This is a genomic window from Metabacillus sp. RB-C-LZQ-3-1, from assembly GCF_058315175.1.
Map to the genome: position 1 here is coordinate 474,173 of NZ_JBZFLI010000001.1, position 26,160 is coordinate 500,332.

Sequence of the window (26,160 nt, forward strand, 5' to 3'; positions counted from 1 at the left end):
GAGTGATCATATGTCCTTAGCAACAACATCAAACATGCTAGAATGGTTAGAGAATAATGAAATGAAGACTTACGGGAATTTTATTAATGGAAAATGGATTGAAAGTAATAGTGGAAAAACCATTGAAATCTATCATTCTGCAAAAAATAGTCAGCTTTTAGCCTCTTTTCAGGATTCAACTGAGGAAGATGTAAATGAGGCTGTTGAAGCTGCAAATGAAGCCTTTAAATCTTGGTCTAAGATTCCGGGTCCAGATAGAGGAGCAATTCTTTACCGTTTTGCTGACTTGCTTGAAAAGAACGTAGATGAACTTGCTTATATGCTCTCAGCTGAGCAAGGGAAAGTACTAAGTGAAGCAAAAGGAGAAGTCCTTCGTGCAGCGAAGGAAGCGCGCTTTTGTGCGGGTGAAGCCTTCAGAATTGAAGGGAACACACTTCCGGGCGAACGTCCAAATGTATTTAATTCATCAGTGCGTAAGCCAATCGGTGTTGTTGCTGCGATTGCTCCTTGGAATTTCCCGGTTGTTACACCGGTTCGTAAAATTGCACCAGCTTTAGCATATGGATGTACGGTTGTATTTAAACCTTCATCATTAACACCGTGGACTTCTGCGAGACTGATGGAGCTTTTTGCTGAAGCAGGCGTTCCGAATGGGGTGGTTAACTTAGTAGTAGGCAGTGGCTCAAAGGTTGGTGACCCATTAATCAATCACCCTTTAGTAAAAGGAATTAGCTTTACTGGCTCGACAGATATCGGGGTTCGCATTAATGAGCTTGCTGCTAAGCGGTTAGTGAAGACGCAATTAGAATTAGGTGGTAAAAATCCGGCAGTAGTGTTGGATTATCAAAATGTTGCGGATGTAGCGAAACAGATTGTAGGAGCTGCTTTTGCTTGTAGTGGTCAACGCTGCACATCAATTAGCAGAGTAATTGTTGTAAAGGATAAGAAGAAAGAGCTAACGGATGCAATTTATCAAGAGATAAAAGATATCAACGTTGGACCTGCTTGGGAAGAAGGAGTGACCATGGGTCCAGTCATCAACAAAGATCAGTTAGATTCCATTTTAGAATATATAGAAATCGGTGTAAAAGAAGGGGCAAATCTACTATTTGGTGGAGAAGTCTTAAATGAGGGGCATTTTTCAGAGGGATCATATTTGGTTCCAGCCTTATTTGACAATGTAACACCAGAGATGAGATTGGCTAAAGAAGAAATTTTTGGTCCAGTTTTATGTGTAATTGAGGTAGAAGATAAAGAGGAAGCAATTCATGTTGCTAATCATGTAGAATACGGACTTGCAGCTTCTATTTTTACAACAGATTATTCATCCGCCCACACATTTGCAGATCAAATTGAAACAGGAATGGTACATATTAATCATGGAACATCTAGTGCGGCGCATATGCCCTTTGGAGGCATAAAAAATTCTGGTTTTGGTGCTTTTTCAATTGGAGGTTCAAATGTAGAGTTTTTTACAGAACTAAAGACGGTTTACTTTCAATATTAAGTTGATTCTTTCGGATAAAAAGTCCTTGATTGTGCATAGCTAGCTATAGGCAACCGCCTACACAAAAAATATCTCAAGCCTAATGGTTAAAAAATGGGCTTCATTTTAGGTGTTTTAATGAAGCATTCTTCCGACTAGACGGGCTCCAATTTTCGATAAACGTATATACTATATCGTCTTAGTAATTTCACAAACGAAAGGAAGAGGATTAGATGTACGGTTACGAAAACAATCCGCATGTGGCAGGTGCAGCAGCAAACGCACCACATGTTGGTGGGGTAAATGCTCCTCATCAGCCTGTTATGCCTTACAGTTATGTATCTCCTGCTTATGGATATGGTGCTCCTTGTGGTGGTAACACGTTTGCGATCATCGTTGTACTGTTTATCTTATTAATTATTATTGGTGCAACAATCTACGGTAATAAATGTTAACCACTTACACCTGAAAAAGACACTATTTTTAGTGTCTTTTTTTAAATACTAGGGAATTTCGTTGAACGAAAAAGTTGAAATAGGATAAAAGATTTTAAGTATAGTGGTAATAAAATACATGGAAATTATCAGTAATAGAATTATGAATATTCGCAACCAAGAGGGAGGTAAGTCTAATTGAAAACGATTAAAAGGATGTATGAGCACTTACATTGGGCTAATCAGCGTATTTTAGAAGTTTTGAAAACGATGGATCCTATTGATAGCCACAAAGCTAGACGTTTATTTTCACATATCCTTTGTTCAGAACAGGTATGGTTAACGAGAATTCATGGAAAGGAAAGCTCACAATTACCGCTTTGGATTGATAATGGAATTGGAGACTGTGAAGAACTGGTCAAACGCAATGACCAATGTTTTTCAGAATTACTTTCTTCTTTATCAGACGCCAGCCTAGACCAACAAATCAAGTATAAAAACAGTAAAGGCTATGAGTTTAAAACCTTACTTATTGACATTTTAACTCATGTAGCCCTTCACGGTCAGTATCATCGGGGGCAGCTGAACGTACAACTTCGTCGGGATGGTTTCGACCCCATTAATCTTGATTTTATTACGTTTGAGAGACAATATTGATATAGCCTGTAAAAGTTTTTAGTTGAATCGATACATTTTAATTACACTCTTCAATGCAATCGATTGCGCATGAAAAGATTAAGTTTAATAAAACATTGTGATTAAAAATTTTATTCAGCAACAAAGACTATAAGATCATAACCAATTTATAAATGACTACTCTAGTTATTAGAAGAAAAAATATAAAAGTTTTATGCAAACGGTTGCCTAAATTCTTTTTGTCTGTTATATTAGTTTTTAAGATTAGTAGGAGGAATGCATCATGAATAGAAAATGGTGGAAAGAAGCGGTGGCATATCAAATTTATCCGCGCAGTTTTATGGACGTAAATGGAGATGGGATCGGTGATCTTCAAGGAGTTATTTCTAAGTTGGATTATCTGCAAGATTTAGGAATTGACGTGATTTGGATTTGTCCAATTTATACTTCGCCAAATGATGATAACGGTTACGATATTAGTGATTATAAAGGAATTATGGAAGATTTCGGTACAATGGCCGATTTCGATGAGCTTTTGACAGAGGTACATAAGCGTGGCATGAAATTAATTATGGATTTGGTTATTAATCATACTTCTGATGAACATCCTTGGTTTATTGAATCTCGTTCATCAGAAAACAATCCTTATCGGGATTATTATATTTGGCATCCTGGTAAAAACAACGCAGAACCTAATAACTGGGAATCAATATTTGGCGGCTCAGCATGGGAATATGATGAGAAGACAAAGGAATATTATCTGCATGTTTTCTCCCGTAAACAGCCAGATTTAAACTGGGAAAATCCAAAAGTCCGAAAAGACTTATATGAAATGATTAATTGGTGGCTTGATAAGGGAATTGATGGTTTTAGGGTCGATGCGATTTCTCATATAAAGAAAGTTGCAGGATTTCCGGATTTGCCGAATCCCAAAAAACTTAAATATGTCCCATCATTTGAAGGGCATATGAATCGTGAGGGTATTGATGTCTTTCTCCAGGAGCTTAAGCGCGAAACGTTTGCGAAATATGATATTATGACAGTCGGTGAAGCAAATGGCGTGAAGCCAGATCAGGCAGAAGAATGGGTTGGAGAAGAAAAAGGCATTTTTAATATGATATTCCAATTTGAACATTTAGACCTGTGGGGAAAAAGTGTTACTGGTGGAATTGATCTTCCATCATTGAAAGAAACCTTTAAAGCTTGGCAAACAGCACTTGATGGGTTAGGCTGGAATGCACTGTTCCTGGAAAATCATGATCAACCGCGCTCTGTTTCTACATGGGGAGACAGTGATCAATACTGGGATCAATCGGCTAAATGTCTTGCGACAATGTATTTTCTTATGCAAGGAACGCCATTTATTTACCAAGGACAAGAAATTGGCATGACCAATGTACAGTTTCCTTCAATAGATGATTATAATGATGTCGCCATCAAAAACCTATACCGAAATGGAATTGAAAATGGCCAGAGTCATGAAGAGTTAATGGAGATCATTTGGAAAAACGGCAGAGATAATTCAAGAACGCCAATGCAATGGACAAATGGAGAGAATGCTGGATTTACGACTGGAAAGCCTTGGTTAAAATTAAATCCGAATTACACTCGAATTAATGTTGACCATGCAATGAGTAATCCAGATTCAATCTACTATTATTATAAGAAGCTGATTCAATTACGAAAAGAAAATCTGACTTTAGTGTATGGAAGCTTTCAGCTTGTTTTAGAGAATCATAACCAAATCTTTGCATATGAAAGAACATGGAAAGATGAAACATACTTTATTTTAACGAACCTTTTTGCAAAAGAAACAACATATCAACTTCCTGTTGAATGGAAAAACAAAGAAGCGGAACTGTTGATTGGAAATTATGAACAAAAGTCGGAAACGGATTTTACTAACGATATTCTAAAACCATTTGAGGCAAGAGTGTATCGATTAAGCTAATATTTCACAAACGTTAATGCAAACGTTTGCTCACGAAGTGAAAATAATGATTTAGAAGGAGAGAAGGAAAAGATGAAATTTATATCCTTTGAATTTTGGCAAAAATTCGGAAAAGCATTGCTCGTTGTTGTAGCAGTCATGCCAGCTGCAGGGATCATGATCTCACTTGGAAAACTGATAGGAATGGCTAGTACCGATTTAGCTTTAGTGCAAACCATTTCTTTAGTCATGGAGGAAATCGGCTGGGGTATTATTGGGAATCTCCATGTTCTATTCGCAGTGGCAATTGGCGGATCTTGGGCGAAAGAACGTGCTGGCGGGGCATTTGCAGCACTAATCGCTTTTGTCTTGATCAATCGAATTACGGGAGCCATCTTTGGTGTTAACAGTGCCATGTTAAATGATCCTGAGGCCACTGTAACATCCTTGCTTGGAAGCGAATTAGTAGTGAAAGATTATTTTGTTTCCATTCTTGGTGCACCTGCTTTAAACATGGGTGTGTTTGTGGGGATCATTTCCGGTTTCTTAGGAGCAAATATTTTTAATAAATATTATAACTTTGACAAGCTGCCACAATCTCTTTCTTTCTTTAATGGAAAGCGATTTGTACCGTTTGTGGTGATTGTAGGTTCGATTGGAACGGCGATTATTCTTTCAATCGTGTGGCCATTTATTCAAGGACTTCTAAATGATTTTGGCCGTTGGATTGCTTCATCACGTGAAACGGCTCCGATTGTAGCTCCGTTTATTTTCGGAACATTAGAGCGTCTTTTATTACCATTTGGTTTACACCATATGTTAACAGTTCCAATGAACTATACAGAGTTGGGCGGAACGTATTCTATTTTAACTGGTTCAAGTGCCGGGACAATTGTTTCAGGTCAAGACCCTTTATGGCTTGCATGGATTGCAGACTTAAATAATTTACTTGCTGCAGGAGACACGGCAGGTTATGAAGCGTTATTAAATGAAGTAACTCCTGCCCGTTTTAAAGTGGGGCAAATGATTCTTTCCTTTGCATCCTTAATTGGTATTGCACTGGCAATGTATAAAAATGTTGATAAAGATAAACGCACGAAATACAAGTCTATGTTCTTTTCAGCTGGGTTGGCTGTATTTTTAACAGGTGTTACAGAACCAATCGAATTTATGTTCATGTTTGTTGCACCAGTTCTTTATGTGGCATATGCAATTATGACAGGATTAGCATTTGCCATTGTAGATATTGTTCATATCCGAATTCATGCCTTCGGTTTCATCGAATTTTTAACACGTACACCGATGATAATGAAAGCGGGCTTATGGTTAGACTTGGTGTATTTTGTCGCTGCTTGCTTATTGTTCTTTGCATTAAACTTTGCGGTTGCTAATTTTATGATTAAAAAGTTTAAATACGCTACTCCAGGCCGATTAGGAAACTATATTGAGGATGAGTCCAATCAAACTTCACAAGACAATAATACAAAGGAACAGGACAATTCACTTGCAACAACTATTATCGGTTTATTAGGCGGAAAAGAAAACATCGAAGAAGTTGATGCGTGCATGACTCGACTACGTGTAACCATTAAAGATGTGAACGCGGTTGCTTCAGAGCAGGAGTGGAAGCAAAATGGAGCACTTGGCTTAATCGTGAAAGGAAAAGGTGTTCAAGCCATTTATGGACCAAAAGCCGATGTATTGAAGTCAGATATACAGGACCGTTTAGGGGCTTAATCAGATGAAATTATTAACATTAAATTGTCATTCTTGGCAGGAAGATCATCAATTAGAGAAAATAAAGATTTTAGCTGAAACGATTATGGAAAAATCCTATGACGTCATCGCGCTCCAGGAAGTGAGTCAGTCTATCGATTCGGAAGTAATTGACGGTCGGTTAAAAAAAGATAATTTTGCACGGATCCTGCTTGAGGAATTAAAAAAACTTGGGGTTACGGACTATCAAGTTATATGGGATTTTTCACATATCGGATATGATGTGTACGAAGAAGGTATTGCCCTATTAACGAAACACCCAATAGAAAACACAACCTCTTTTTTTGTTAGTCAATCTGAAAATACGAGCCATTGGAAAACGAGAAGGATCGTTGGCGCGAATATTCGATTGAATAATGAAACCATAGCATTTTATTCTTGTCACCTTGGCTGGTGGGGAGATGAGGAAGAGCCATTTAAAGAACAAATCGATGCTTTATGTGATCAGGCAAGCTCAAATGAAAAGTATTTCCTCATGGGTGACTTCAATAATAATGCTAATAGTAGAGGTGAAGGGTACGATTACTTACTAAGTAAAGGTCTCTATGATACTTACACATTATCAAAAGAGAAAGATCAAGGGGTAACGGTTGCCGGAAAGATTGCAGGCTGGGACAATAATAAACAGGATTTACGGATCGATTATATTTTTTCGAATTTTCCAGTCAACGCGCGTAAATCTTCTGTCATTTTTAACGGAAAAAATAAGCCGGTTATCTCAGATCATTTTGGAGTGGAGATTATTATTAAATAAAAATGAGGAGCCATTAATATGTTTAAATCGTTATTTTCCCAAAAAAGGGAGCAAATCCATGCTCCTTTAACAGGAAAAGTGGTGTTACTAGAAGAAGTTCCAGATCCTGTTTTTTCTGAAAAAATGATGGGTGATGGAGTTGCTATTGTTCCAATACAAAGTCAAGTATTCTCGCCAGTTGACGGTGAGATTCTAAATGTGTTCCCGACTAAACATGCGATCAGCATTCGTTCTAAAACAGGTGCAGAGCTCCTTATCCATATGGGTCTAGAAACGGTAAAACTAAATGGTGAAGGGTTCAATGTTTTGGTTGAAAATGGAGACAAAATAAAAAAAGGGAGTCCCATTGCAGAATTTGATATTGAAAAGGTATCGAATACTGGAACAAATGTCATTACGCCTATCATTCTCGTAAATGGGGATCAGTTTAAAATAGAAAATAGAGTAAGCGATCAGTCCATAAAAGGCGGTCAAGATATGATGATGGAAATAACGAAAATTAAATAGATAAAAGCATTTTATCATAATGGAAAATGCTTGACTGTCACCAAAAGGGGTTCGGAATGTTTTGCATTCCAAACCCCTTTTGGTTTATATAGGGTAGCGATTCTTCCATAACATAGGATCGTTTTTTCACGGACGTCTCAAGATAGATCTACCTTAAAGTACAATCCCCAATCGCACTTTATTAAAAAAGCTCTTAACCTGTATATTGAAAGTTTAAATAATTAGGCTTTTTTACCAGTAGCAACACCCACCCAATTTACATAATTTGTTGAAGAAGTATGGATCTATCAAAACAACTTGAATTTACATGTTCGTTTCCTGTCACTGGTTTCCAGGTAAGTATATTTAGGAGGTATTTAATTAATGAATGAATTTCAACATGATCTCCAGATGTTAAATCTCGGAAATTATCAAGCTACTCCGGCCGTACCTTATGACCCGAACCAATACTATAATGATGATGAAAGGTTTTTCGTTGGTGTCGGTGGTTTTCATCGCTGTTTTAGCTGTTTTAATTGTTTCAATTGCTTTAATTGCTTTAGATGCTTTAATTGCTTTAGTTGTTTCAGCTGCTTTAATTGTGGAGGTCGTTGTGGTGGAGGCCGTTGTAGTGATGGTCGTTGCGGTGGCGGAGGCCGTTGTAGTGATGGCAATCGTTGTGGTGGCGGAGGTCGTTGTAGTGATGGCAATCGTTGTGGTGGCGGAGGTCGCTGCGGAGGCAGATAGAAAGTTTTTGAAAGAGATAAGGAAAGCCTCTACATTTGAATGTAGAGGCTATTCTCCTTGAAATGAAACATAAGGGACAAATTACAGTACATAGGATGTTAGTAATGTATATTAAAAGACAATGGTAGCTAAGGTTAAGGAGGATCGATATGACGAATTTGGACCCTTCTATGCGTCTGAAGGTGAAAAGGGACACGTTTTTTCTCCCAGAAGCTAACAACGGTGTATTTTTTAGAAACAATGTAAGTTCGTTTCGTATGGAAGGAAGTATGATCGATAAGTGGGTTGAAAAGCTGATACCAATGTTCAATGGAGAACACACTTTGGAGAGTTTGACAAACGGATTACCGGGACCGTATCGTGACCGAGTGTACGAAATTGCGGAAACCTTGTATCAAAATGGATTTGTTAAAGATGTAAGTCGAGACCATCCACATCAGTTGACTGAACAGGTTCTAAAAAAGTATGCTTCACAAATTGAATTTGTTAATAGTTTTGTAGAGTCAGCCGCGTTTCGATTTCAGACTTATCGTCAGGCAAAAATATTGGCAGTCGGTTCAGGAGATATGTTTGTTTCGTTGGTCTCGGCATTACTTGATTCCGGGTTACCGAAGTTTCAAACACTAATCACAGATCGAAATAAGACGAATTTGAATCGGCTGCAGGAACTCGTGGCACATGCCCGAACAACAGATCCGGAGGTGGAGGTAGAGGAGATCTCACGAAGTTCTTGGAGGGAGATTGTGGAGCCGTTTGATTATATTTTGTATGTGTCACAAGAGGGAAGTGTAGAAGAACTAAAACTTCTACATAAGATTTGTAGAGAAGAAAACAAGGTGTTTATCCCAGCCTTATGTTTCCAACAAGTTGGAATGGCGGGTCCTTTAGTTTTACCAGGATCTAAGAATTGTTGGGAGTCTGCATGGCGAAGGCTGCATCGATCGGAACTATTCAAAGAAAATCGAATTTCTACATTTTCCACCACAGCCGGGGCTATGCTAGCTAATCTCATTGTATTTGAATTGTTTAAAAACATTACCGGAGTGACGGAACGGGAGCAGAATAATCAATTCTTTTTACTTGATTTAGAAACGATGGAAGGAAACTGGAATACATTCCTCCCTCATCCAGTTGTGACTGGACATACATTAGCTAGAATGGTAGACGATTATGATGCACGAATTCAGCGAGATGTGGAAAAAGAAGAAACGGGTAAATTACTTCTTTTTTTTAATAACGTTACATCAAAGGCAACAGGGATCTTTCATACTTGGGAGGAGGGGGATTTGCTTCAACTTCCGTTAGCTCAGTGCCAAGTCCAACCAACCGACCCATTGTCTGATGGACCGGCAGAGTTGTTACAAAATATGATCTTTTCAGGACTAACACATGAGGAGGCTAGGAGGGAAGCGGGTCTAGCGGGAATTGAAGCATATGGAAATCGATTAATGGCCGTACTCGATCTGCCATCACAAGTTCATACCGGAGCAGGTGAAACATTTACCGAGAGTGTATGCCGAGGATTACAGAAGTATTTAATACAGGAGATGAAAACAAAACAAGCAAACAATACGATTTCCCTATCTCCAGTTCAGTTGAATACAGTAGAAGACGAACGTTGCAAATATTATTTAGAGACATTATCAAAGATGCAGGGTGAACCAATGATTGGCTTAGGAGAGGAGGTATCTGGTTTCCCTGTCGTTTGGATTGGTACAAAAAATAGATGGTATGGAAGTGTAGATATCAATATAACGTTAGCGTTAAGAAAAGCCTTGCAACAGGCTCTTTTTAAACAACAAAACGATGAAGATCCTTTAGCATCCCAAGGCTTAGTCTTATCATCTGTGCTACTTGATGAAAAAGCACCCCAACAAGTAAATATACCTAATTGTGATAAACAGGAACATTCTGTTCTATTGAAATCTGCGAAAGAAGTTTTGGATCGGAACAGAAAGCAACTTGTCATATATGAACTTGAAGCAGAACCAATGTTAAAAGAAGGGTTAGCAGGGATATTTGGAGTTGTAGTTCGAGAGGAGGAATAAAGGTGAGTGCTGTTTTATTGGTCGTTGGTGAGGGCTTGTTAGCAGACCTTTTTTGTACAGAACTTTCCTCAGAATACTTGATTGTTCGTCAGACTCATTTTGATTCAGTCGTACCAGAAACCATTGATTTAGCTTTGGTCCTGCATGATGAATGGAACCCTTCTGTTCATCAAAATGCAGAAGATGAGTTTCGAGCAAGCAACACCACATGGCTTCGAAGCTTTGTATCATTTGGAGAAGGCATCATAGGGCCTTTGGTGCACCCTGGTACTTCAGGTTGCTCTCAATGTGCCGATCTACGTCGCGTCTTAACAGGAAGTCATCGAAAAGAGATGTGGCAGATGCAAAAGAATTTAGAGGTCTCTGGAAAAACACAACAGGGAGCCTGGATATCACGTACAGGTTTTTTACAGATGGTTCATCTCCTTAAAGCAGAGGTTCAGAGGATCATACAAAGGGAAGAGACTCTTTCAGAGAAAAGGCTAGGTTTCATCAACCTAAAAACTTTTAAGCTTTCATGGCATTCCTTCCTGCCTGTCCCTAAATGTACAGTATGTAGTTCTATACCTGACGATTCACCAGATTTAGCCCAAATTTCCCTTCAGCAAAGCCCAAAAGTCAGCATGGGAAGTTACCGAACTCGTTCATTAGATGATCTGAAAAACGTGTTAGCCAAAGATTATCTTGATTCTCGAACAGGCCTGCTTAATGATAAGATGTATAATCTCGTACCTCCATTTGCGGATGTAAGTGTGAATTTACCTTTGTTTGAGGGGGATGAAGGAACAGCCGGACGAACAAATTCCTACGCTGCAAGTGAATTAACGGCTATTTTAGAGGGATTGGAACGATACTGCGGCCTCGAGCCACGCGGCAAACGGACAGTGATATATGATTGTTATCAGAATTTGAAAGATCAAGCCTTAAATCCTCAATTAGTTGGTGTACATGAAGAAGATCAGTATCAACGCCCTGGCTTCCCCTTTGAAAAATTTGATCCTGAGCGTCCTATGAAATGGGTATGGGGCTATTCGTTTTTACAGGAACGACCGATTCTAGTTCCAGAGTTACTTGCTTACTATAGTTTAGGTTGCGGGTCACGGGGATTTGTCTATGAAACTTCCAACGGATGCGCAATAGGAGGAAGTTTAGAAGAGGCCATTTTTTATGGCATTATGGAAGTGGTCGAGCGTGATTCGTTTCTTATGACATGGTATGGAAAATTGTCCTTACCACGTCTTGATCCCTACTCTGCTGAAGATGAAGAACTATTGTTGATGATTGACCGGGTAAGAGCAGTTGGAGGATATGACCTGTATTTATATAACTCTACAATGGAGCACGGAATTCCAAGCATTGTAGCATTGGCAAAAAACCGAAAGCAAAAAGGGTTGAATTTAATTTGTGCAGCAGGGGCTCATTTGGATCCGGTTCGAGCTGTGAAAACCGCTGTTCATGAGTTAGCGGGCATGATGTTGACACTGGATGAGAAATTTGAGGCAAACAAAGAGGAATATGTGAGAATGTTACATGATTCTTCCTTAGTACATCAGATGGATGACCATGGCATGTTGTATGGCTTACGACAAGCAGAAGAGCGCCTGAATTTTTTACTTAACAATAACCGTCCGATTAAAGCCTTTAACGAGGAATTCAAATGGAAGTCAAACCATGCGGACCTCACCAATGATCTTCAAGATATTCTTCAAGCGTTACGAAACGTAAACTTGGATGTCATTGTCATTGATCAGACAACACCGGAAATCAAACGAAACGGATTACATTGTGTAAAAGTGTTGATTCCTGGGATGGTCCCGATGACTTTCGGACAACATTTAAAGCGCATATCTGGATTAGAGAGGATATTACGGGTCCCTATGGAACTGGGGTATACGAGTGAACCACTGACATGTGATATGCTTAATCCACTTCCTCACCCGTTTCCATAAGAAGGGAGGCTGGAAGGATGATTTTGGATGAGTTTCTGTACAATTTACATTTTGACATTGATAAGGCAAGCATTCCAAACTGGGAAGTGGATTGGGAAGATGGGCCGCTTGCTTACAAGCTTTACTATGATTTACCCGAAATTCCACTTTCTTTGGATATACCTTTAACTCTGGAAGGTCAGGAAGTTCCTAATAAGCCAGATCTTAGGAAAACCGGTCACTTCCTTTGGTATGTTTATGGGATGACTCAATTTAGTCAATCTGTTTTTCCAATGGATTCGACCGAGAGTCAGCTGGAAATCATGCAATCTTATAGAAGGTTTGCTCCTTCGGGTGGAGGGTTGTATCCCAACGAATTATACGTATATTTAAAAATTGAAGATTTACCTGATGGGGTTTATCATTTTGATGTCTCACACCACCGCTTAGTATTAATGCGTGAAGGTAATTTTGATGATTATCTCACCCGGGCGCTTGGATGCCGCTGTGATCTTGCATCTTGCTTTGGGACAGTTTTTATATCAACGATGTTTTGGAAAAACTTTTTCAAGTACAATAATTTTTCTTACCGACTTCAAGGGTTAGATGCAGGTGTCCTGATGGGGCAGTTATTAGAAGTAGCAAAACGTTTTGGATTTGTATCAGGTGTGTACTTTCAATATCTTGATCGTGCTATTAACCATCTTCTTGGGCTTAATGAACAAGAAGAAAGCGTGTATGCAGTCATCCCGCTATCAGTAGAACCAACCATTTGGTCAGGAAACCGTAATGGAGTGAAATTCTTAGCTGCTGATTTGGTACGAGAAATACCCTATATTCAGCCTAAACATTATGTTCGATCTAAGAGAATAAAAGAGTTTCCGATGTTAATAAAAATGAATGTAGCCTCTATGCTCGATTCTACATCTTTTCAAAGGATAGAGGAAAAGGAGATTGGAAATGTTGAGGGGAAGGTGTTCCCTTTGCCCCTAGTTAAACGGATTTCGTATGATTTCATGTCTACCTGTCAAAAGCGAATTTCACCTGACATGGATTTTATTTTGGGAAAAGTATGTCTAAAACAACTTGCTTCCCTTCTAAATGAGGCGACAGCATCTTTCAGTTATCGAAATGACTTAGAGGAAACACTTATATATGAGCCACGTGTTGCTATTTTTGTTTGTTTGTATAACATTGAAGGAATCCCTAATGGAGCTTATTTTTATGACAAGAGTGAGCACGCATTGCGCCTGATGAATCCAGGAGACCATCGGCTCAGACTGCAATCCGGTATGTCTTTAGGGAATGTAAATCTCCTGCAAGTACCGATCACCTTGCATGTTGTCGGCGACAAGGATTATGATAAAGATTTACTTGGCTACAGAGGATATCGAATTCAACAAATGGAAGCAGGGATGCTCGTCCAAAGATTACTATTAGCAGCATCAGCCCTTGAAATGGGTGGTCATCCGCTCCTCGGTTTCGACGTGAATCTAAGTGATCAAATGTACAACTTGGATTCACTTGGAAAAACAAGCTTAATTCAAATCCCAATTGGTCCATATCGACAACGACCTTGGCTGATGGGGAGACTTCATACTTAATAGAATTAAGAACTTAGTCGAAGAAATAAAAAACAAATCATAACATATAGACCTTGATTGGTTAATGCCTTTCAAGGTTTTCTTGTTTAATAAAATCTAGTGTAAAACACCTCTACAATTAAGATCATGAGGAATTATAGCATTACTGAGCATTCTAGAAGATTTAGTCCCTTTGAAGAAGTTTTCTAATTCTCCAGATGCAATGAAATGGCAAATAGACCGTAGACAAACTCTAATTTCTACGAGTTTGTCTACAGCCTGAAATCTCCAAATATGTGGTGTGATTACTTATATTATATGATGATTGTTTTACCCGGGAACGTAGTAAAATACCTCCATTATTCCAATCCTTCAATAACCATTTCCTTTACTGGCAGGAAGTTCTCTCCTGTTTCTAAATAGGTTATCTTTACTTTATCGTTTTCTTCCAGGTAAATGGCGAAAGGATAATTTTCAGATGATATGACGAAATTTTTATGATTGTCTAAAAGGAAAGAAATAATCGTGAAGTCTCCAGTTTTTTCTTTATAAACACGTACAACTGTACCTGTTATGGTTTTTTCTTCTGCGTTAGAGGTACCATCTACAGTACTTCCACCTTTTTGCAAGGCTGTTTTATATTGCTTTAAAGCTGCATTAGGTGTATTAGCATATACTGAAATTTCAGGGTTGGCTGCAGAAACAATAAAGTAATTTTGCAAAAAGCCATTAGAATCTAAAACAGGTGTTAACCAGCTAGCTTCTCCATAAAAATTATATAAGACGGGCATTTCACCATGCCACTTTTTTTCGATGAATTTCTTTTCTATTATTTGCAAAGCACCTTGGGAATCCATGTATGATTCTTCTAGATTTCCCGTATAATAGGTTGCCTTTCCTGTTCTTGAATTGGTAAGTGAGTATCCCAACATAGAATCTACGCCTTCTTTAGGGCTGGTAAAGTCGGTAAAATAAAACATTTCACCATTTTCATCAAAAATGGGACTGACATTTGCTTCTGTTCCTTCATCAGAAGGCAGCTTTACATCAGTTTTACCAAAAACACTATTCCAAAAGCCGTGGATATAATTTCCATAGTAGCTGTTTTGTAAGCTCACCGTTTCAGGAGAAACAGCTCCGTCAATGTAGGATGGGGCTTCAGCCAGTTTATAAGCTTCGGTATCTCCACTTTTAGGGTCAACAACGACAATTCCTTCAACCTTGAAACCATTACGGGCTGAAATAAATTGGCCATAGGTACGGATATAATATGGTTTACCATCTTCGTCGATCTCTAATTGAACATCACCATAAAAAATATGTTTAGGATAGTTCATTCGGATATGACGTTCCACATTTTTATTAAAATAAGAGGATGGTGTATAGTTCATTTCAGATTTAATAAATTTTGGATTCTCAGAAGAGTCAGTAGCACTTAAAGTGAAATAACCAGGTATGACATCCCCATTTAACCATTTAAAAAATCCTGAAAATTCAACTGGTGCAATATAAACAAATTCTCCATTAACTTTTTGAATTTGAAGATTTCCAAGTTCATAATAACTCGTATTAGGTACTTGCCCAAATGCCTTTTTCATTTTATTTCTAGCAAACTCCGGCGGGACACTTGCGGGTGTTTTATTTTCATCAAACGCTTTAATTTCTACTAATTCCTTCATATCTGCATATTCAAATTTTTCATTTGCATTAAAGAGCGGCGCTAAGAGTAGATAAATTCCAAAAACAAGACTTCCAATGAAAATAAGGCCCTTTAAAATTTTTTCCTTACCTGAGGCAATGATTGCACCCAATGCTGAAACAACAATGATAAAAATCCATAAAGATGAAATATTACGATCTAAATTACTAAGATAATAAAACACAAACATAGTAATCATAATAAGAACGAGTAATATGCCAATTGCCCCTAAACTGGGCTTTTTTTGAACCGTTTTGTTATCTTTAGTTGATTGCTTTTGATTAGTAAAAGGAATTATGAGAATTGCTGATACTAATCCAATAATAAGAGAAAAGATAAGAATATTTACCATGATGTTCTCCCTTCGATTTATTTATATGTTTACTACGATTCACTTTCATAATTAGTTTCATTTATTTGTTGGTTTAGATTTACGATTATTATTTATAACCTTTGCACCGATAAAACAAATGATGTTGAATTGAAATTTATCACATATTTCTCACTTCGTTTTGCTATGAAAATGGAGTGAAGAGCTTTTAGTTATGAAATAGGAAGAAAAAGAGTTCGTTTATCAGCTTAAAACACATTCACAAGTATTTTTCTAATATTAAATATAACTAATCATAAAAATTTCAAAAAGTTTATTAGGTACAACCGAAAATAATAATTTTTTTAAAAAATATACGCTACTCTTTTCTTCAATTCCTATATATAGAGGGTGAAAGAAAACTTAACTGAAGAAAGGGTAGTGATGAAACATGGCAAGATATCGTATGGTGAATACTGATTTTTGGATGACACCGGTTGTGGGGGAGGAGTTGACACCAGATGAAAGGTATTTATATATCTACCTTCTGACAAACTATCATACAACTCAAATTGGAATCTATCGAATTTTAAAGAAGCAAATAGCAGTGGAAATGGGGTTTTCGTTAGAGCATATCGAAACATTAATGGAAAGTTTAGCTCAGCAACACAAATTGATTCGTTACAATCAAGATACAAGAGAGGTTGCGATTAAAAATTGGGGGAATGCGATCCAAAGTAGAGGTGGGAAACCTGTCATGGATTGTATTGATTCTGAATTAAGAAAGGTCATAGATACCTCGCTTATTTCATATGTTTTGGATTCCGTTATTAGACCTGAAATTCGTAGTGTTTATGAAAAATTTTGTGATCGAAATAGTAAGACTTATGAGGCAGGGGACGATACGCCTGCGCTAGATGAACCGATGCGTGGGCAAAAAAAAGAAGAAGAAAAAGAAAAAGAAAAAAAACAACTACAAATAGCTTTTAACCCAAATATAGAGAATAATACAGAATCAAAGAAGCAACCACAAAATCAAAAAACAAACGCTGTTAAAGAAATTATTGAGTTTTGGGACAACAATGGATTTGGTTTATCAAACGTAAATGCGAAAGAGCAGCTAGTAGCTTGGCTAGATGATTCCAGATTTTTACAGCCAAAAGATGTGGTATTAAAAGCCTTAGCTATTGCCTGTTCTAATAACAAGCGAAAGCTAAACTATGTCGTTGGAATTCTTAAAAACTGGGAAAATGAGTCGTTACTGACCGTTGAAGAAATTGATTTTTACCACGAGAATCATAAGCCTGAATCCCAGTATAGGCAATCAACCAAATCGTTTTCAACAGGAAGAGATATTCCACGTGGAGTTGATCTTGATATAACAGCTGGTGAAAAGGAATGAGTATTGCAGAGAAAGCATTTTTAGGCAGCTTAATGAAGGCGGAGTATCTCCTTAAGGACACTGTTATTCAACCTGAACAGCTGGAAAGCACCCGGCATAAAGAATTAATGGACAGAATGGTGAAATTAAACCGAACGGGGAAGAAATTTGATTTAATTGCTTTGACAACCCTGCCAGACCTTGAATCATTTGGCGGAATGTCTTACCTTTCGGAACTGGAATCATTTGCAGATCCTGAGAAATTCGAGGATTTAGAAAAGCTCATTCTTGACCTTTGGAAGGAGAGGGAAAAGCGTAACATTTTAAACATTGCGGCGATGAATGATTGGGAAATTGCGAAGGTCATTGCTGAATTGGATAAAATCAACCAAGCGAAAATGGATGACCATACGTCCTTGGAACAAGCATTGTCCAATATCTATAAGGCACCATGGGAAGATCAACGATTTTCGAAGGGGGCAACAACTGGGATCAGCAATCTCGACGAAATGACAGGAGGCTTTCAAAATGGCGAAGTGACGATCGTTGCAGCAAGACCATCGATGGGAAAAACCGATGTCATGCTTCATTTTGCCAAAATGGCAGGTTGGGCTGGATATTTGCCCCTAATCTTTTCCTTGGAAATGCCTGAAAAGCTCATCACCAGTCGGTTAATCGCTTCAACAGGGGAAATAAACCGGCGAAAACTGAGAGATCCGAAACGAATGCTAAGTGAAAATCAAAAGAATAAATGGTCGGATGTGATTGGTGAGCTCAATGAAACGTCTATGCACATTTTTGATGGAGCTGGACAAACAATTGCTGAGATGAGAGCGAAAACGCGAAAATTAATGAACCAATTTCCAAACAAAAAACCAATCCTTCTTATCGATTACTTAACCCTAATTCAATCTAGTGAATCGTACGGAGGAATGCCCATTTACAAGTAACGGAAATCTCCAAATCGCTCAAAACAATGGCAAAGGATTTTGATTGTCCCGTTATTTGTTTAGCACAGCTAAACCGATCGGTGGAATCTAGAGCCAATAAACGGCCGATGATGTCAGATATTCGGGAATCCGGCAGTGTGGAACAGGACGCCGATGTCATATTATTCTTGTATCGTGAAGCATATTATGACAAAGAAACGGAGGACCGTTCCCTTGAAATCATTATCTCAAAAAACCGAAACGGTCCAGTGGGTTCAATCAACTTGAATTACAACGAGTTTACAGGAAAGATTGAAGAGTAGATGGAGCAGAGGCTTACCTTAGAGTAACTTTAAGATTAAAAGAAAAGCATTAAAAATTCTCAAATCGAGGTGTAAACAAGTGATTGTAAAAGAACTTTACCTGAATTCGATCCGTTTAGAAGAATCCTCATTAGCTCACTACATCTATCATTTACTTGAAGAGAAGAAAATATCATTGGATGATAACATATCTAAAATAGACTTTGAACAAGCAAATCATCGGAAAGTAGCGGATATGATTGAAAAGAATGTATTAGGCTTTCATAAGATTGCCATTTATTCACTGAAGATGAACGAAAATGAATTTGTTTTTATCTTTGCTGAAAGCAAGCAAAAGGCAATTGAATTCTATACTAAAACATTTCATCATCTGCCATTGAACTGTCATGAATATCCGCTAGATTTTAAGCTTTCAAGAGGAAATAGTGTCATTTCGTTTCGGGAGATGCGGAAGGAGTTTGAGAGCTTTCCAGTTTTGGCCGGGTATTTTGAAAGGGAAAGGAATCCTAATTCTTCTCCAATAAAAATGGTAATCTAACCTTCAATGTTTAAAGTGCATGTAAGCTTTTTGAGCCCTCTTTTTTAAGTTTATGTAAAAAAGAGGGCACTTACAATAAATAATACAGCCGCAATAACAGCGCCAATTGTTGAGACCTTCAATTTAAACCTTGCATAGTCAATAAGGTCCATATCGAGAATCGACGCAGTCGTAATCGTTGTGTCACCAAGCGGGGACGTCAAAGCACCAAAAGCTCCGCTTGCAAATACAGCACCAACTGTCAAAGGAATAGATGCTCCGGTGGATACAGCTAGTGTGATGCCAAGCGGCATGAACAGACCCCAGGTTCCCCAGGAGCTACCGATAAAATAGCCTACAACAGATCCAAGAACAAAGATAGCCGCAGGAGTCAGAAATGATGGCAGAAAGCTTCCAAGTGAGCTGCTGATAAACTCGGAAAAACCAAGATCTTCAGCAGCTAATGTCAATGCCCATATAAGAATAAGGAGACTTATCGCTTCCATCATCTGATTCCCGCCATCGTAAAAATGGTAAAGAATTTCGTTCATTTTCACCCGTCTAATGACATAAAAACCATAGGTTAAAACAAGAGAGATAAAAACAGCCAAGAGCATGACAAACGTTGCATCTGCCATGGAAAAGGCTTGGAAGATCGTAACAGCTCCTTGTTCTATGCCGTTTTGCCATAATAGAAACAAGGACAATGTCAGCAATAAAAAGACGGGAACAATCAAATGCCAAGGCTGTGCTTTCACAAGCGACAATTCTTTTTTTATTCCCATGCGGTGATATTCATGTTCCTCTTCTTCCAAATCCTTATGTACTTGTTTGTTTTTCTGCTTGGTTCTTTTAGGTGTCCAAAACGTCTGCACAATCCCTATGAGCAGCATAACGATCGCATAAAAGTTAAACAAAATACTTAATAAAAACACTTCATAAGGAGACATGCCAAGATTCAATTCACTAATGCCGCCTTCCACCAAAGAAACCATGAACCCGACAAATGCTGTCGCAACGGGCAGCAGCACAATGATTGACTCTGTTGAAATATCCAATGTCATTCCAACTTTTTGCTTGGAAAGGTTCATCTTTTTTATGAGCGATTTAATAATTGGGCCAATCATCATAATCCGAAACATCGGCATCATGAACGTAAAGGGGAGAGTAAGCCAAATAAAAATGAGCAGCCCCCGTTCAGAGCGGATTCTAGTCCCGGCCCATTCCGAAAAGCCCTTAATACCGCCAGCTATATTCATCATCCCGACAAGACCGCCAAATAAATATAAAAACCCGATAATTTTAATATTTGTTTCATCAGAAAGAGTGGTGACGATGTATGAAACAGCTTGCTCAGTCCCAGCCAACAGATCGGCAGAAACAATCATGGAACCAACCAAGATGCCAACAACTAAACCAGGCAGGATGTTTTTTAACCAAATAGACATGCCGATGACGATGATAAATGGTAATAATGAGAGCCAGGTTTGATTCAAGGTTACTCCTCCCGGGACAAAAAAATACACTGCTTCCATTAGTCTGTCTAGAGAGGAGTGGGATTATGAATGGTTTTTACCGAATCCTTATATTCATTGCTATAGGATGAGAATCGTACATGATCATTTTTTCTTAAAGGCTGAAACTACGACTTTTGTTGCTTCTGCAATTAACTCATCATCATAAGTCGCATTTTTTTCATCTCGATTTGATAGGATGGCTAAAACAATAGGATCTTCATCTGGCGGCCAAATGATCGCAATATCATTTCGAGTTCCGTAGGATGCTGCCCCGGTTTTATCTGCTACTTCCCAACCTTTTGGTACACCAGCACGAATTAATGCATCACCGGTCGTATTTCGCTTCATCCAGTCGATGAGAAGCTCACGTTTTTCAGGTGGGAGAACATCTTCAAGCGTAAAAGCCTTAAGGCTTGTAGCAAGGGCTTTTGGAGTACTTGTATCATGGGTTTCACCCGGGTTAACATCGTTTAACTCAGGTTCCATTCGTTCAGGGTTTGTAACATCATCACCAATTTGTCTTAATGCATGTTTAAATTCTTCAGGCCCACCGATTTGTTCAAAAATGAGATTTGCAGCGGTATTGTCACTATAGCGTAACGAAGCGTCAGAAAGGTCCCGAAGAGTCATACCGGTATCTACATGCTGTTCTGTAATTGGACTATATGTAACAAGTTCTTCACGGGAATAGGTTACTTTTTCGTTAAGATCTTCAATTGATTTCTGCTGCAAAAGGACTCCTACCGCTAAAGCTTTACTAGTTGATGCATACGCAAAACGCTCATCAGGTCGATATGAAATGGTTTCGTTTGTTCCGGTGTCTAGAGCGTAGACTCCTAGCTTAGCATCAAATTTTTCTTCAAGTTTAGAAAAATCTTTAGAAAAATCTTGTTTATTTGCAGGTTCATGACTTTTTTGTTCAGATTGAGCTGACTGGACATGACCGTATGAACAGCCTATGAGAACCAGAAAGGAGAGTAGTAACACATGTGCAATTTTTTGAATTGTTGAAGAATGGAACAAGATGTTTTTTGATTTCATTAATTCTAACCTCTTTCATTGTTTATTTTGTTTTATTCGAATAAAACTTACATATGTAATAATTAAAATATTACATATGTAAGTTTTAGAGTCAATACTATTTTTATGTGAGTGATTTTCATCATGATAAAAAAACCCCCCAGATGTTACTCTGAGGGGAAGATTAAGTCATACAAATTTCCTAATATCTTTTAAGGAATGGATGTAATAATCCCTTCCTTCTCCAAAATGGAAAGGGCGATTTCAGATGCAGTACTTCCTCCAGCATCTTTTTCACCTTGAATGTGAACAGCAAAAAAGAAAGTATTATCTGCAGTTTCTACATATCCAATAAACCAACCATCAACATGTTCTCCGTTTATATCTGAGGTTCCCGTTTTTCCGGATAATCGATGTTCATTTGTTTCTTCTAGTAGTATCGAGTTTTTGACAGTTTGAATGGTAGATTGATCAAAAGAGAAATCATTATCATAAAACTTTTTCAACATACTGATCTGTTCAACAGGGGAGATTCTTAGTGAGCCATCCATCCAATAATCGGTGATGTTACTTGATAGATTTTCGTTTCCATAATTCAATTGTTCAAAATAAGTTTGCAACTTCTTTTTACCAAGCTGCTGATCTAGATGTTGAAAATACCATGTGGTGGAATTTTCCATAGCTGTAAATAAATCTTGGTTTTGATTCCATTTATCATATTTGTATAACGTTCCATCCCAGGCCATTTCAGAATTATCTTCCGTAATAATTTCATTTTCTAACGCAAACAAGGCACTAAAAATTTTATAAGTAGAATTGGGAGCAAATCTAGTCGTACTTTCGTCCTCATTGTATATGGTGTACTGGTCCATTTTGGTGTCGTACAGGACGGCACTTCCTGTTAGGTCTTCAAAAAAAGGTGTGTAATCTTTGTAAACAATGTTTTGATGCGAAAAAGTATGTGTGTCTTTGTTCGTTGCTAGTACAGATATTGAAGGAATACTACTTAAGATGAACACAAGAACAACTGTAAAGACTAGTGCACTTTTTATTTTTTGCCGTTTTGATTCTACTTGGAAATTTACGATTGTCAGAATACGCCGTTTTACTTGTTTATAAGAGCTGCTGATTTCTGAAGCAGCAATCAACGGCAATGCTTGTTTTGATTGAGAAGCAAATTTTAAGATAATCTCCCCATATTTTAGCTGAGATTCCTCATCTAGCCTTTTTAATACGGCATAATCGCAAGTAATCTCCATCTCTGTTTTCATTTCCTTGAAAAAATACCAAACAAGAGGATTAAACCAATAAACAATTCTGGCTAGACCCATCACTAAATTGATGAGTATATCTTTACGCTTGCAATGATACAGCTCGTGAAGCAATACACACTTTATTTCGTCATCATTAAGCATTGGACAATCGACTGGTAAGACAATATATGGTTTGAGAAACCCAAAGGTAATAGGGGACTTTACCAAAGGTGAATAGGCTATAATGACCTTTTTACGAAAATTTAACTCTTTTTTACATGTTGCAAGTAGTTTTGATAACTCTCCATGGCGGTCAACTTTTAAACTTTTTTTTATGTTACGGATTCTAAGATTACTAGAAAAAGTAGCCAGGAGGATAACAATCATTCCTATTACCCATATACCAAAAAGGATAGAATCCAACATGTTAAAAGGCGATTGTTCTATAGAATTGGAAAAGTTTTGTTGCCAATTTCCATTCTGAAAAAATGTATCTGTTATCGTTGCAGCAGAATGGGTGTTGGTTAAGCTTGAATGACGAGCTCCAAAGTTTATGAAATCATAAAAAAATGAGTTGATTTCAAGGAATTGCAATGGGATAAAAGGAGCTATCAAGACCAATAGAGAAATCAGACTGATGTGATATTGGGTATTGACAGTTATTTGCTTTTTTAATCCCTTTTTTATAACGAAAATGATGCAAAATAGAACAGATACTATTAAGTTACTAATGAAGAAGGGAGTGAAGAAAGAATGATCCATATTATTCGTTCCTTTTGTTCTTACGTTCTTCTAAAATTTGATATAACTCATTAATTTCATGTTCTGACAGCTTATCTTTTTCCAAAAAGTTTAAAACCATAGAATTTAAAGTACCATTATAAAAACGATTCAAAAAACTATGACTCTCAACTTCTATATAATCACTTTCATCTACATTTGCTGTATAAACAAATATACGGCCTTCTTTATGATTTTTTAGTGCCCCTTTTTTAATTAACCTCAATAGCATGGTTTGAATGGTTTTAGGGCTCCATTCACTCGTTTTTGATAATTTTTCGATAACTTCATTCGTGTTGATGGAAGGATGTTTCCAAATTATTTTCATTACTTCTAATTCAGCATCTGAAATTTGCGGTATTTTTTTCATTGTAACCACCTTTAAACTTACATTTGTAGTATTTTTATTATATTCTGCCTATATGTTGAAGTCAATGGAGCGAGGAAAAGGATTGACACTAAAACTTACATGTGTAATATTTAGTTTATTGATTCAGGGACCTTTTACAAATAGGTAAAGTGGAAAGGAGACCATAGTGTGGCAGCTAGACTTGAACAACACAAGCTACAAAAAACAAGACTTATGCGGCTGAATATCTTTTTTATTGTGGTGTTTTTATTTTTTGCCGCTCTTATTTTAAGACTTGGAATTGTCCAAATTGTTTACGGAGTGGAATATAAAAAAGAAGTGAGAAGAACAGTCGATACGGTCGTTAGTACTCCGGTTCCGCGAGGGAAAATTTTTGACCGGAACGAAAAGATCATTGTTGATAATGTTGTGGTCAAAGCATTTACATATACGAGGATGAAGGGGACAACTTCACAAGAAATACTTGCAACGGCAAAGGTGCTTTCGAACATGATAGATATGGATGAAGAAAAAATAAAGCAAAGAGACCTGAAGGATTATTGGATCATCACCAGACCTGATAAGGCTAGAGAGAAGATAAAAGAAAAAGAATTACTTGATGAAAACTTAACTGATAAAGACCGATATGATCGACAAATTGAACGAATCAGCCCTGATGATTTAAAAGATATAAACAAGGAGGAGCTAAAAATTGCAAAAATATTTACGAAAATGAATAGCGGCTATACCCTCACACCACAAATCATTAAACGAAATGTGACAGAAGAGGAGATTGCCGTTATTGGAGAACATTTAGCTGATTTGCCGAATGTTGACATATTAACAGATTGGGACCGTCACTATCCGCACGAACATATTTTTCGTTCTGTTTTAGGGAATGTGACATCATCAACAGAAGGATTGCCAAGTTCTAGGTTAGATTATTTTTTATCCAGAGGATATAGCAGAAATGATCGAGTTGGAAAAAGTCAGTTGGAATTATATTATGAAGACGTTTTGCAAGGTCAAAAAGCAAAGATAAAACATGTAACTGATCAAAATGGTCATCTTTTAGAAACTAAGAGCATCTCTGACGGACAAAGTGGGAAAGATCTCGTCCTATCGATTGATATTGACTTGCAAAAAGCAGTTGAACAAGTGATTCAAGATGAACTTAGCAGAGCAAAGGGGAGAAACAGATTTTTAGATCGTGCCTTTGTTGTCATGATGAACCCTAAAACAGGGGAGGTGCTTTCTATGGCTGGTAAACAACTTGTTCGAGAAAACGGGAAAGACGTGTTTCGTGATTTTGCATTAGGAACAATTAATTCCCAATATGAGATGGGGTCTGTTGTAAAAGGGGCAACCATATTAGCAGGTTTAGAAGCTGGTGCTATTTCTCCTGAAACGATGTTTAGTGATGAAAAATTAAATTTAAAAGGTACACCTCTGAAAGGATCACATTCTACCTCATTAGGTACAAACGGAATAGAAGGAGCATTAAAAAAGTCTTCAAACGTATTTATGTTTAAAACAGCGATTCAAATGATGGGGAAAGAATATCAATCAGGGATGTCACTCCCTAAAAAGCCTGAGGCTGTGCAACAGTTCCGGAATTCTTTAAGTCAATTCGGTTTAGGTGTTAAAACTGAAATCGATCTTCCGAATGAATCTGACGGGTTAATCGGCAAAGAAGCATACACGAAGCCCGGTTTATTCCTTGACCTTTCAATAGGCCAGTATGATAACTATACAACAATGCAATTAGCACAATACATATCGACGATTGCAAATGGCGGTTACAGATTGAAGCCCCAATTAGTAAAAGCCATTCATACACCCTCAAATTCTGATGAGGTAGGAGCAGTCGTTCAAGCAGTTCAACCAGAGGTTTTGAATAAAATAATGATGGATGATAGGTACTTACAACAAGTGCAAGAAGGGTTTCGACAAGTTTACCAAAGTCCTGGTGGCACGGCTTATAAATATTTTGGAGGAGATCATCGGTACAAGGAATTTCAAGCAGCAGGAAAAACAGGGACAGCACAGTCTTTTTATTATGATCAGAATACAAAAAAGACATATCCAACCTACAACCTAACGTTAGTCGGTTATGCTCCGTACATCAATCCCGAAATTGCATTCTCTATTGCTGTTCCTAATTTGGATACAGATACAGACCCAGTTAATAAATATATAGGACAAAAAATACTTAAAGCATATTTTGATTTAAAGAAGCAACTCAATGAAGAATAAAAGCAAATCAATCTTTCT

At 37.6% G+C, this 26,160-nt stretch carries 21 protein-coding genes; 16 read left to right on the plus strand and 5 right to left on the minus strand.

Annotated features, from left to right (window positions below; all coding sequences use genetic code 11):
- Positions 1-10 precede the first annotated feature (10 nt).
- The 11 genes from AC4GZ8_RS02605 to AC4GZ8_RS02655 all read left to right on the plus strand — a co-directional run bounded on the left by AC4GZ8_RS02605 (position 11) and on the right by AC4GZ8_RS02655 (position 13,829).
- A complete protein-coding gene (locus tag AC4GZ8_RS02605; protein WP_491080240.1) occupies positions 11-1,507 on the plus strand; it encodes an aldehyde dehydrogenase family protein in 1,497 nt (498 codons plus the stop codon).
- Positions 1,508-1,809: 302 nt separating this feature from the next.
- A complete protein-coding gene (locus AC4GZ8_RS02610; RefSeq protein WP_491080416.1) occupies positions 1,810-1,941 on the plus strand; it encodes a YjcZ family sporulation protein in 132 nt (43 codons plus the stop codon).
- A 177-nt stretch (positions 1,942-2,118) separates the two neighbouring features.
- Entirely contained in the window at positions 2,119-2,577 is a 459-nt protein-coding gene (locus AC4GZ8_RS02615) for a DinB family protein (protein WP_491080241.1), read from the plus strand.
- 262 nt (positions 2,578-2,839) lie between these two features.
- A complete protein-coding gene (locus AC4GZ8_RS02620; protein ID WP_491080242.1) occupies positions 2,840-4,507 on the plus strand; it encodes a glycoside hydrolase family 13 protein in 1,668 nt (555 codons plus the stop codon).
- 72 nt (positions 4,508-4,579) lie between these two features.
- A complete protein-coding gene (locus AC4GZ8_RS02625) occupies positions 4,580-6,223 on the plus strand; it encodes a PTS transporter subunit IIBC (protein WP_491080243.1) in 1,644 nt (547 codons plus the stop codon).
- 4 nt (positions 6,224-6,227) lie between these two features.
- A complete protein-coding gene (locus tag AC4GZ8_RS02630; RefSeq protein ID WP_491080244.1) occupies positions 6,228-7,016 on the plus strand; it encodes an endonuclease/exonuclease/phosphatase family protein in 789 nt (262 codons plus the stop codon).
- Positions 7,017-7,034: 18 nt separating this feature from the next.
- Positions 7,035-7,523 (plus strand): PTS sugar transporter subunit IIA, encoded by a 489-nt coding sequence (locus tag AC4GZ8_RS02635; RefSeq protein WP_491080245.1) that lies wholly within the window; start codon positions 7,035-7,037, stop codon positions 7,521-7,523.
- A gap of 390 nt (positions 7,524-7,913) precedes the next feature.
- Positions 7,914-8,249, plus strand: a complete 336-nt coding sequence (locus tag AC4GZ8_RS02640; protein WP_491080417.1) for a hypothetical protein — start codon at positions 7,914-7,916, stop codon at positions 8,247-8,249.
- Positions 8,250-8,398: 149 nt separating this feature from the next.
- Complete coding sequence (locus AC4GZ8_RS02645; protein ID WP_491080246.1) at positions 8,399-10,297, plus strand: putative thiazole-containing bacteriocin maturation protein; 1,899 nt, start codon at positions 8,399-8,401, stop codon at positions 10,295-10,297.
- A 2-nt stretch (positions 10,298-10,299) separates the two neighbouring features.
- A complete protein-coding gene (locus AC4GZ8_RS02650) occupies positions 10,300-12,246 on the plus strand; it encodes a TOMM precursor leader peptide-binding protein (RefSeq protein WP_491080247.1) in 1,947 nt (648 codons plus the stop codon).
- Positions 12,247-12,263: 17 nt separating this feature from the next.
- Positions 12,264-13,829 carry a SagB family peptide dehydrogenase gene (locus AC4GZ8_RS02655; protein WP_491080248.1) on the plus strand — a complete coding sequence of 522 codons (1,566 nt, stop codon included), beginning with the start codon at positions 12,264-12,266 and terminating at the stop codon, positions 13,827-13,829.
- Between the two features lie 338 nt (positions 13,830-14,167).
- Here the strand turns inward: AC4GZ8_RS02655 and AC4GZ8_RS02660 are convergent, their stop codons facing one another.
- Entirely contained in the window at positions 14,168-15,859 is a 1,692-nt protein-coding gene (locus AC4GZ8_RS02660; RefSeq protein ID WP_491080249.1) for a hypothetical protein, read from the minus strand.
- 409 nt (positions 15,860-16,268) lie between these two features.
- Between AC4GZ8_RS02660 and AC4GZ8_RS02665 the strand changes: the two genes are divergently transcribed.
- From AC4GZ8_RS02665 to AC4GZ8_RS02680, 4 genes are all read left to right on the plus strand, one after another.
- Positions 16,269-17,219, plus strand: coding sequence for a DnaD domain protein (locus tag AC4GZ8_RS02665; RefSeq protein ID WP_491080250.1), 951 nt, complete (start codon positions 16,269-16,271; stop codon positions 17,217-17,219).
- A complete protein-coding gene (locus tag AC4GZ8_RS02670) occupies positions 17,216-18,148 on the plus strand; it encodes a replicative DNA helicase (RefSeq protein ID WP_491080251.1) in 933 nt (310 codons plus the stop codon). The genes AC4GZ8_RS02665 and AC4GZ8_RS02670 overlap by 4 nt, the downstream gene beginning before the upstream one ends.
- A gap of 26 nt (positions 18,149-18,174) precedes the next feature.
- Complete coding sequence (locus AC4GZ8_RS02675) at positions 18,175-18,450, plus strand: DnaB-like helicase C-terminal domain-containing protein (RefSeq protein WP_491080252.1); 276 nt, start codon at positions 18,175-18,177, stop codon at positions 18,448-18,450.
- Between the two features lie 79 nt (positions 18,451-18,529).
- A complete protein-coding gene (locus tag AC4GZ8_RS02680) occupies positions 18,530-18,988 on the plus strand; it encodes a hypothetical protein (protein WP_491080253.1) in 459 nt (152 codons plus the stop codon).
- A gap of 50 nt (positions 18,989-19,038) precedes the next feature.
- On the opposite strand, the gene AC4GZ8_RS02685 is transcribed toward AC4GZ8_RS02680, so the two are convergent.
- The 4 genes from AC4GZ8_RS02685 to AC4GZ8_RS02700 form a co-directional block, all read right to left on the minus strand.
- Positions 19,039-20,463, minus strand: a complete 1,425-nt coding sequence (locus tag AC4GZ8_RS02685; RefSeq protein WP_491080254.1) for a Na+/H+ antiporter NhaC family protein — start codon at positions 20,461-20,463, stop codon at positions 19,039-19,041.
- Positions 20,464-20,586: 123 nt separating this feature from the next.
- Positions 20,587-21,525, minus strand: coding sequence for a class A beta-lactamase (gene bla / locus AC4GZ8_RS02690; RefSeq protein ID WP_491080255.1), 939 nt, complete (start codon positions 21,523-21,525; stop codon positions 20,587-20,589).
- A gap of 191 nt (positions 21,526-21,716) precedes the next feature.
- Positions 21,717-23,519, minus strand: coding sequence for a BlaR1 family beta-lactam sensor/signal transducer (locus AC4GZ8_RS02695; protein ID WP_491080256.1), 1,803 nt, complete (start codon positions 23,517-23,519; stop codon positions 21,717-21,719).
- 1 nt (position 23,520) lies between these two features.
- Positions 23,521-23,907, minus strand: a complete 387-nt coding sequence (locus tag AC4GZ8_RS02700) for a BlaI/MecI/CopY family transcriptional regulator (RefSeq protein WP_491080257.1) — start codon at positions 23,905-23,907, stop codon at positions 23,521-23,523.
- Positions 23,908-24,075: 168 nt separating this feature from the next.
- On the opposite strand from AC4GZ8_RS02700, the gene AC4GZ8_RS02705 reads away from it, so the two are divergent.
- Positions 24,076-26,142, plus strand: coding sequence for a peptidoglycan D,D-transpeptidase FtsI family protein (locus AC4GZ8_RS02705; protein ID WP_491080258.1), 2,067 nt, complete (start codon positions 24,076-24,078; stop codon positions 26,140-26,142).
- Positions 26,143-26,160: the final 18 nt, after the last annotated feature.

Excerpts from the sequence above, each read along its gene's own strand:
- AC4GZ8_RS02605 (WP_491080240.1), top strand. The coding sequence starts at position 11 with ATGTCCTTAGCAACAACATCAAACATGCTAGAATGGTTAGAGAATAAT.
- AC4GZ8_RS02610 (WP_491080416.1), top strand. The coding sequence starts at position 1,810 with ATGCCTTACAGTTATGTATCTCCTGCTTATGGATATGGTGCTCCTTGT.
- AC4GZ8_RS02620 (WP_491080242.1), top strand. The coding sequence starts at position 2,840 with ATGAATAGAAAATGGTGGAAAGAAGCGGTGGCATATCAAATTTATCCG.
- AC4GZ8_RS02625 (WP_491080243.1), top strand. The coding sequence starts at position 4,580 with ATGAAATTTATATCCTTTGAATTTTGGCAAAAATTCGGAAAAGCATTG.
- AC4GZ8_RS02630 (WP_491080244.1), top strand. The coding sequence starts at position 6,228 with ATGAAATTATTAACATTAAATTGTCATTCTTGGCAGGAAGATCATCAA.
- AC4GZ8_RS02635 (WP_491080245.1), top strand. The coding sequence starts at position 7,035 with ATGTTTAAATCGTTATTTTCCCAAAAAAGGGAGCAAATCCATGCTCCT.
- AC4GZ8_RS02640 (WP_491080417.1), top strand. The coding sequence starts at position 7,914 with ATGTTAAATCTCGGAAATTATCAAGCTACTCCGGCCGTACCTTATGAC.
- AC4GZ8_RS02645 (WP_491080246.1), top strand. The coding sequence starts at position 8,399 with ATGACGAATTTGGACCCTTCTATGCGTCTGAAGGTGAAAAGGGACACG.
- AC4GZ8_RS02655 (WP_491080248.1), top strand. The coding sequence starts at position 12,264 with ATGATTTTGGATGAGTTTCTGTACAATTTACATTTTGACATTGATAAG.
- AC4GZ8_RS02660 (WP_491080249.1), bottom strand. The coding sequence starts at position 15,859 with ATGGTAAATATTCTTATCTTTTCTCTTATTATTGGATTAGTATCAGCA.
- AC4GZ8_RS02665 (WP_491080250.1), top strand. The coding sequence starts at position 16,269 with ATGGCAAGATATCGTATGGTGAATACTGATTTTTGGATGACACCGGTT.
- AC4GZ8_RS02670 (WP_491080251.1), top strand. The coding sequence starts at position 17,216 with ATGAGTATTGCAGAGAAAGCATTTTTAGGCAGCTTAATGAAGGCGGAG.
- AC4GZ8_RS02675 (WP_491080252.1), top strand. The coding sequence starts at position 18,175 with ATGGCAAAGGATTTTGATTGTCCCGTTATTTGTTTAGCACAGCTAAAC.
- bla (WP_491080255.1), bottom strand. The coding sequence starts at position 21,525 with ATGAAATCAAAAAACATCTTGTTCCATTCTTCAACAATTCAAAAAATT.
- AC4GZ8_RS02695 (WP_491080256.1), bottom strand. The coding sequence starts at position 23,519 with ATGGATCATTCTTTCTTCACTCCCTTCTTCATTAGTAACTTAATAGTA.
- AC4GZ8_RS02700 (WP_491080257.1), bottom strand. The coding sequence starts at position 23,907 with ATGAAAAAAATACCGCAAATTTCAGATGCTGAATTAGAAGTAATGAAA.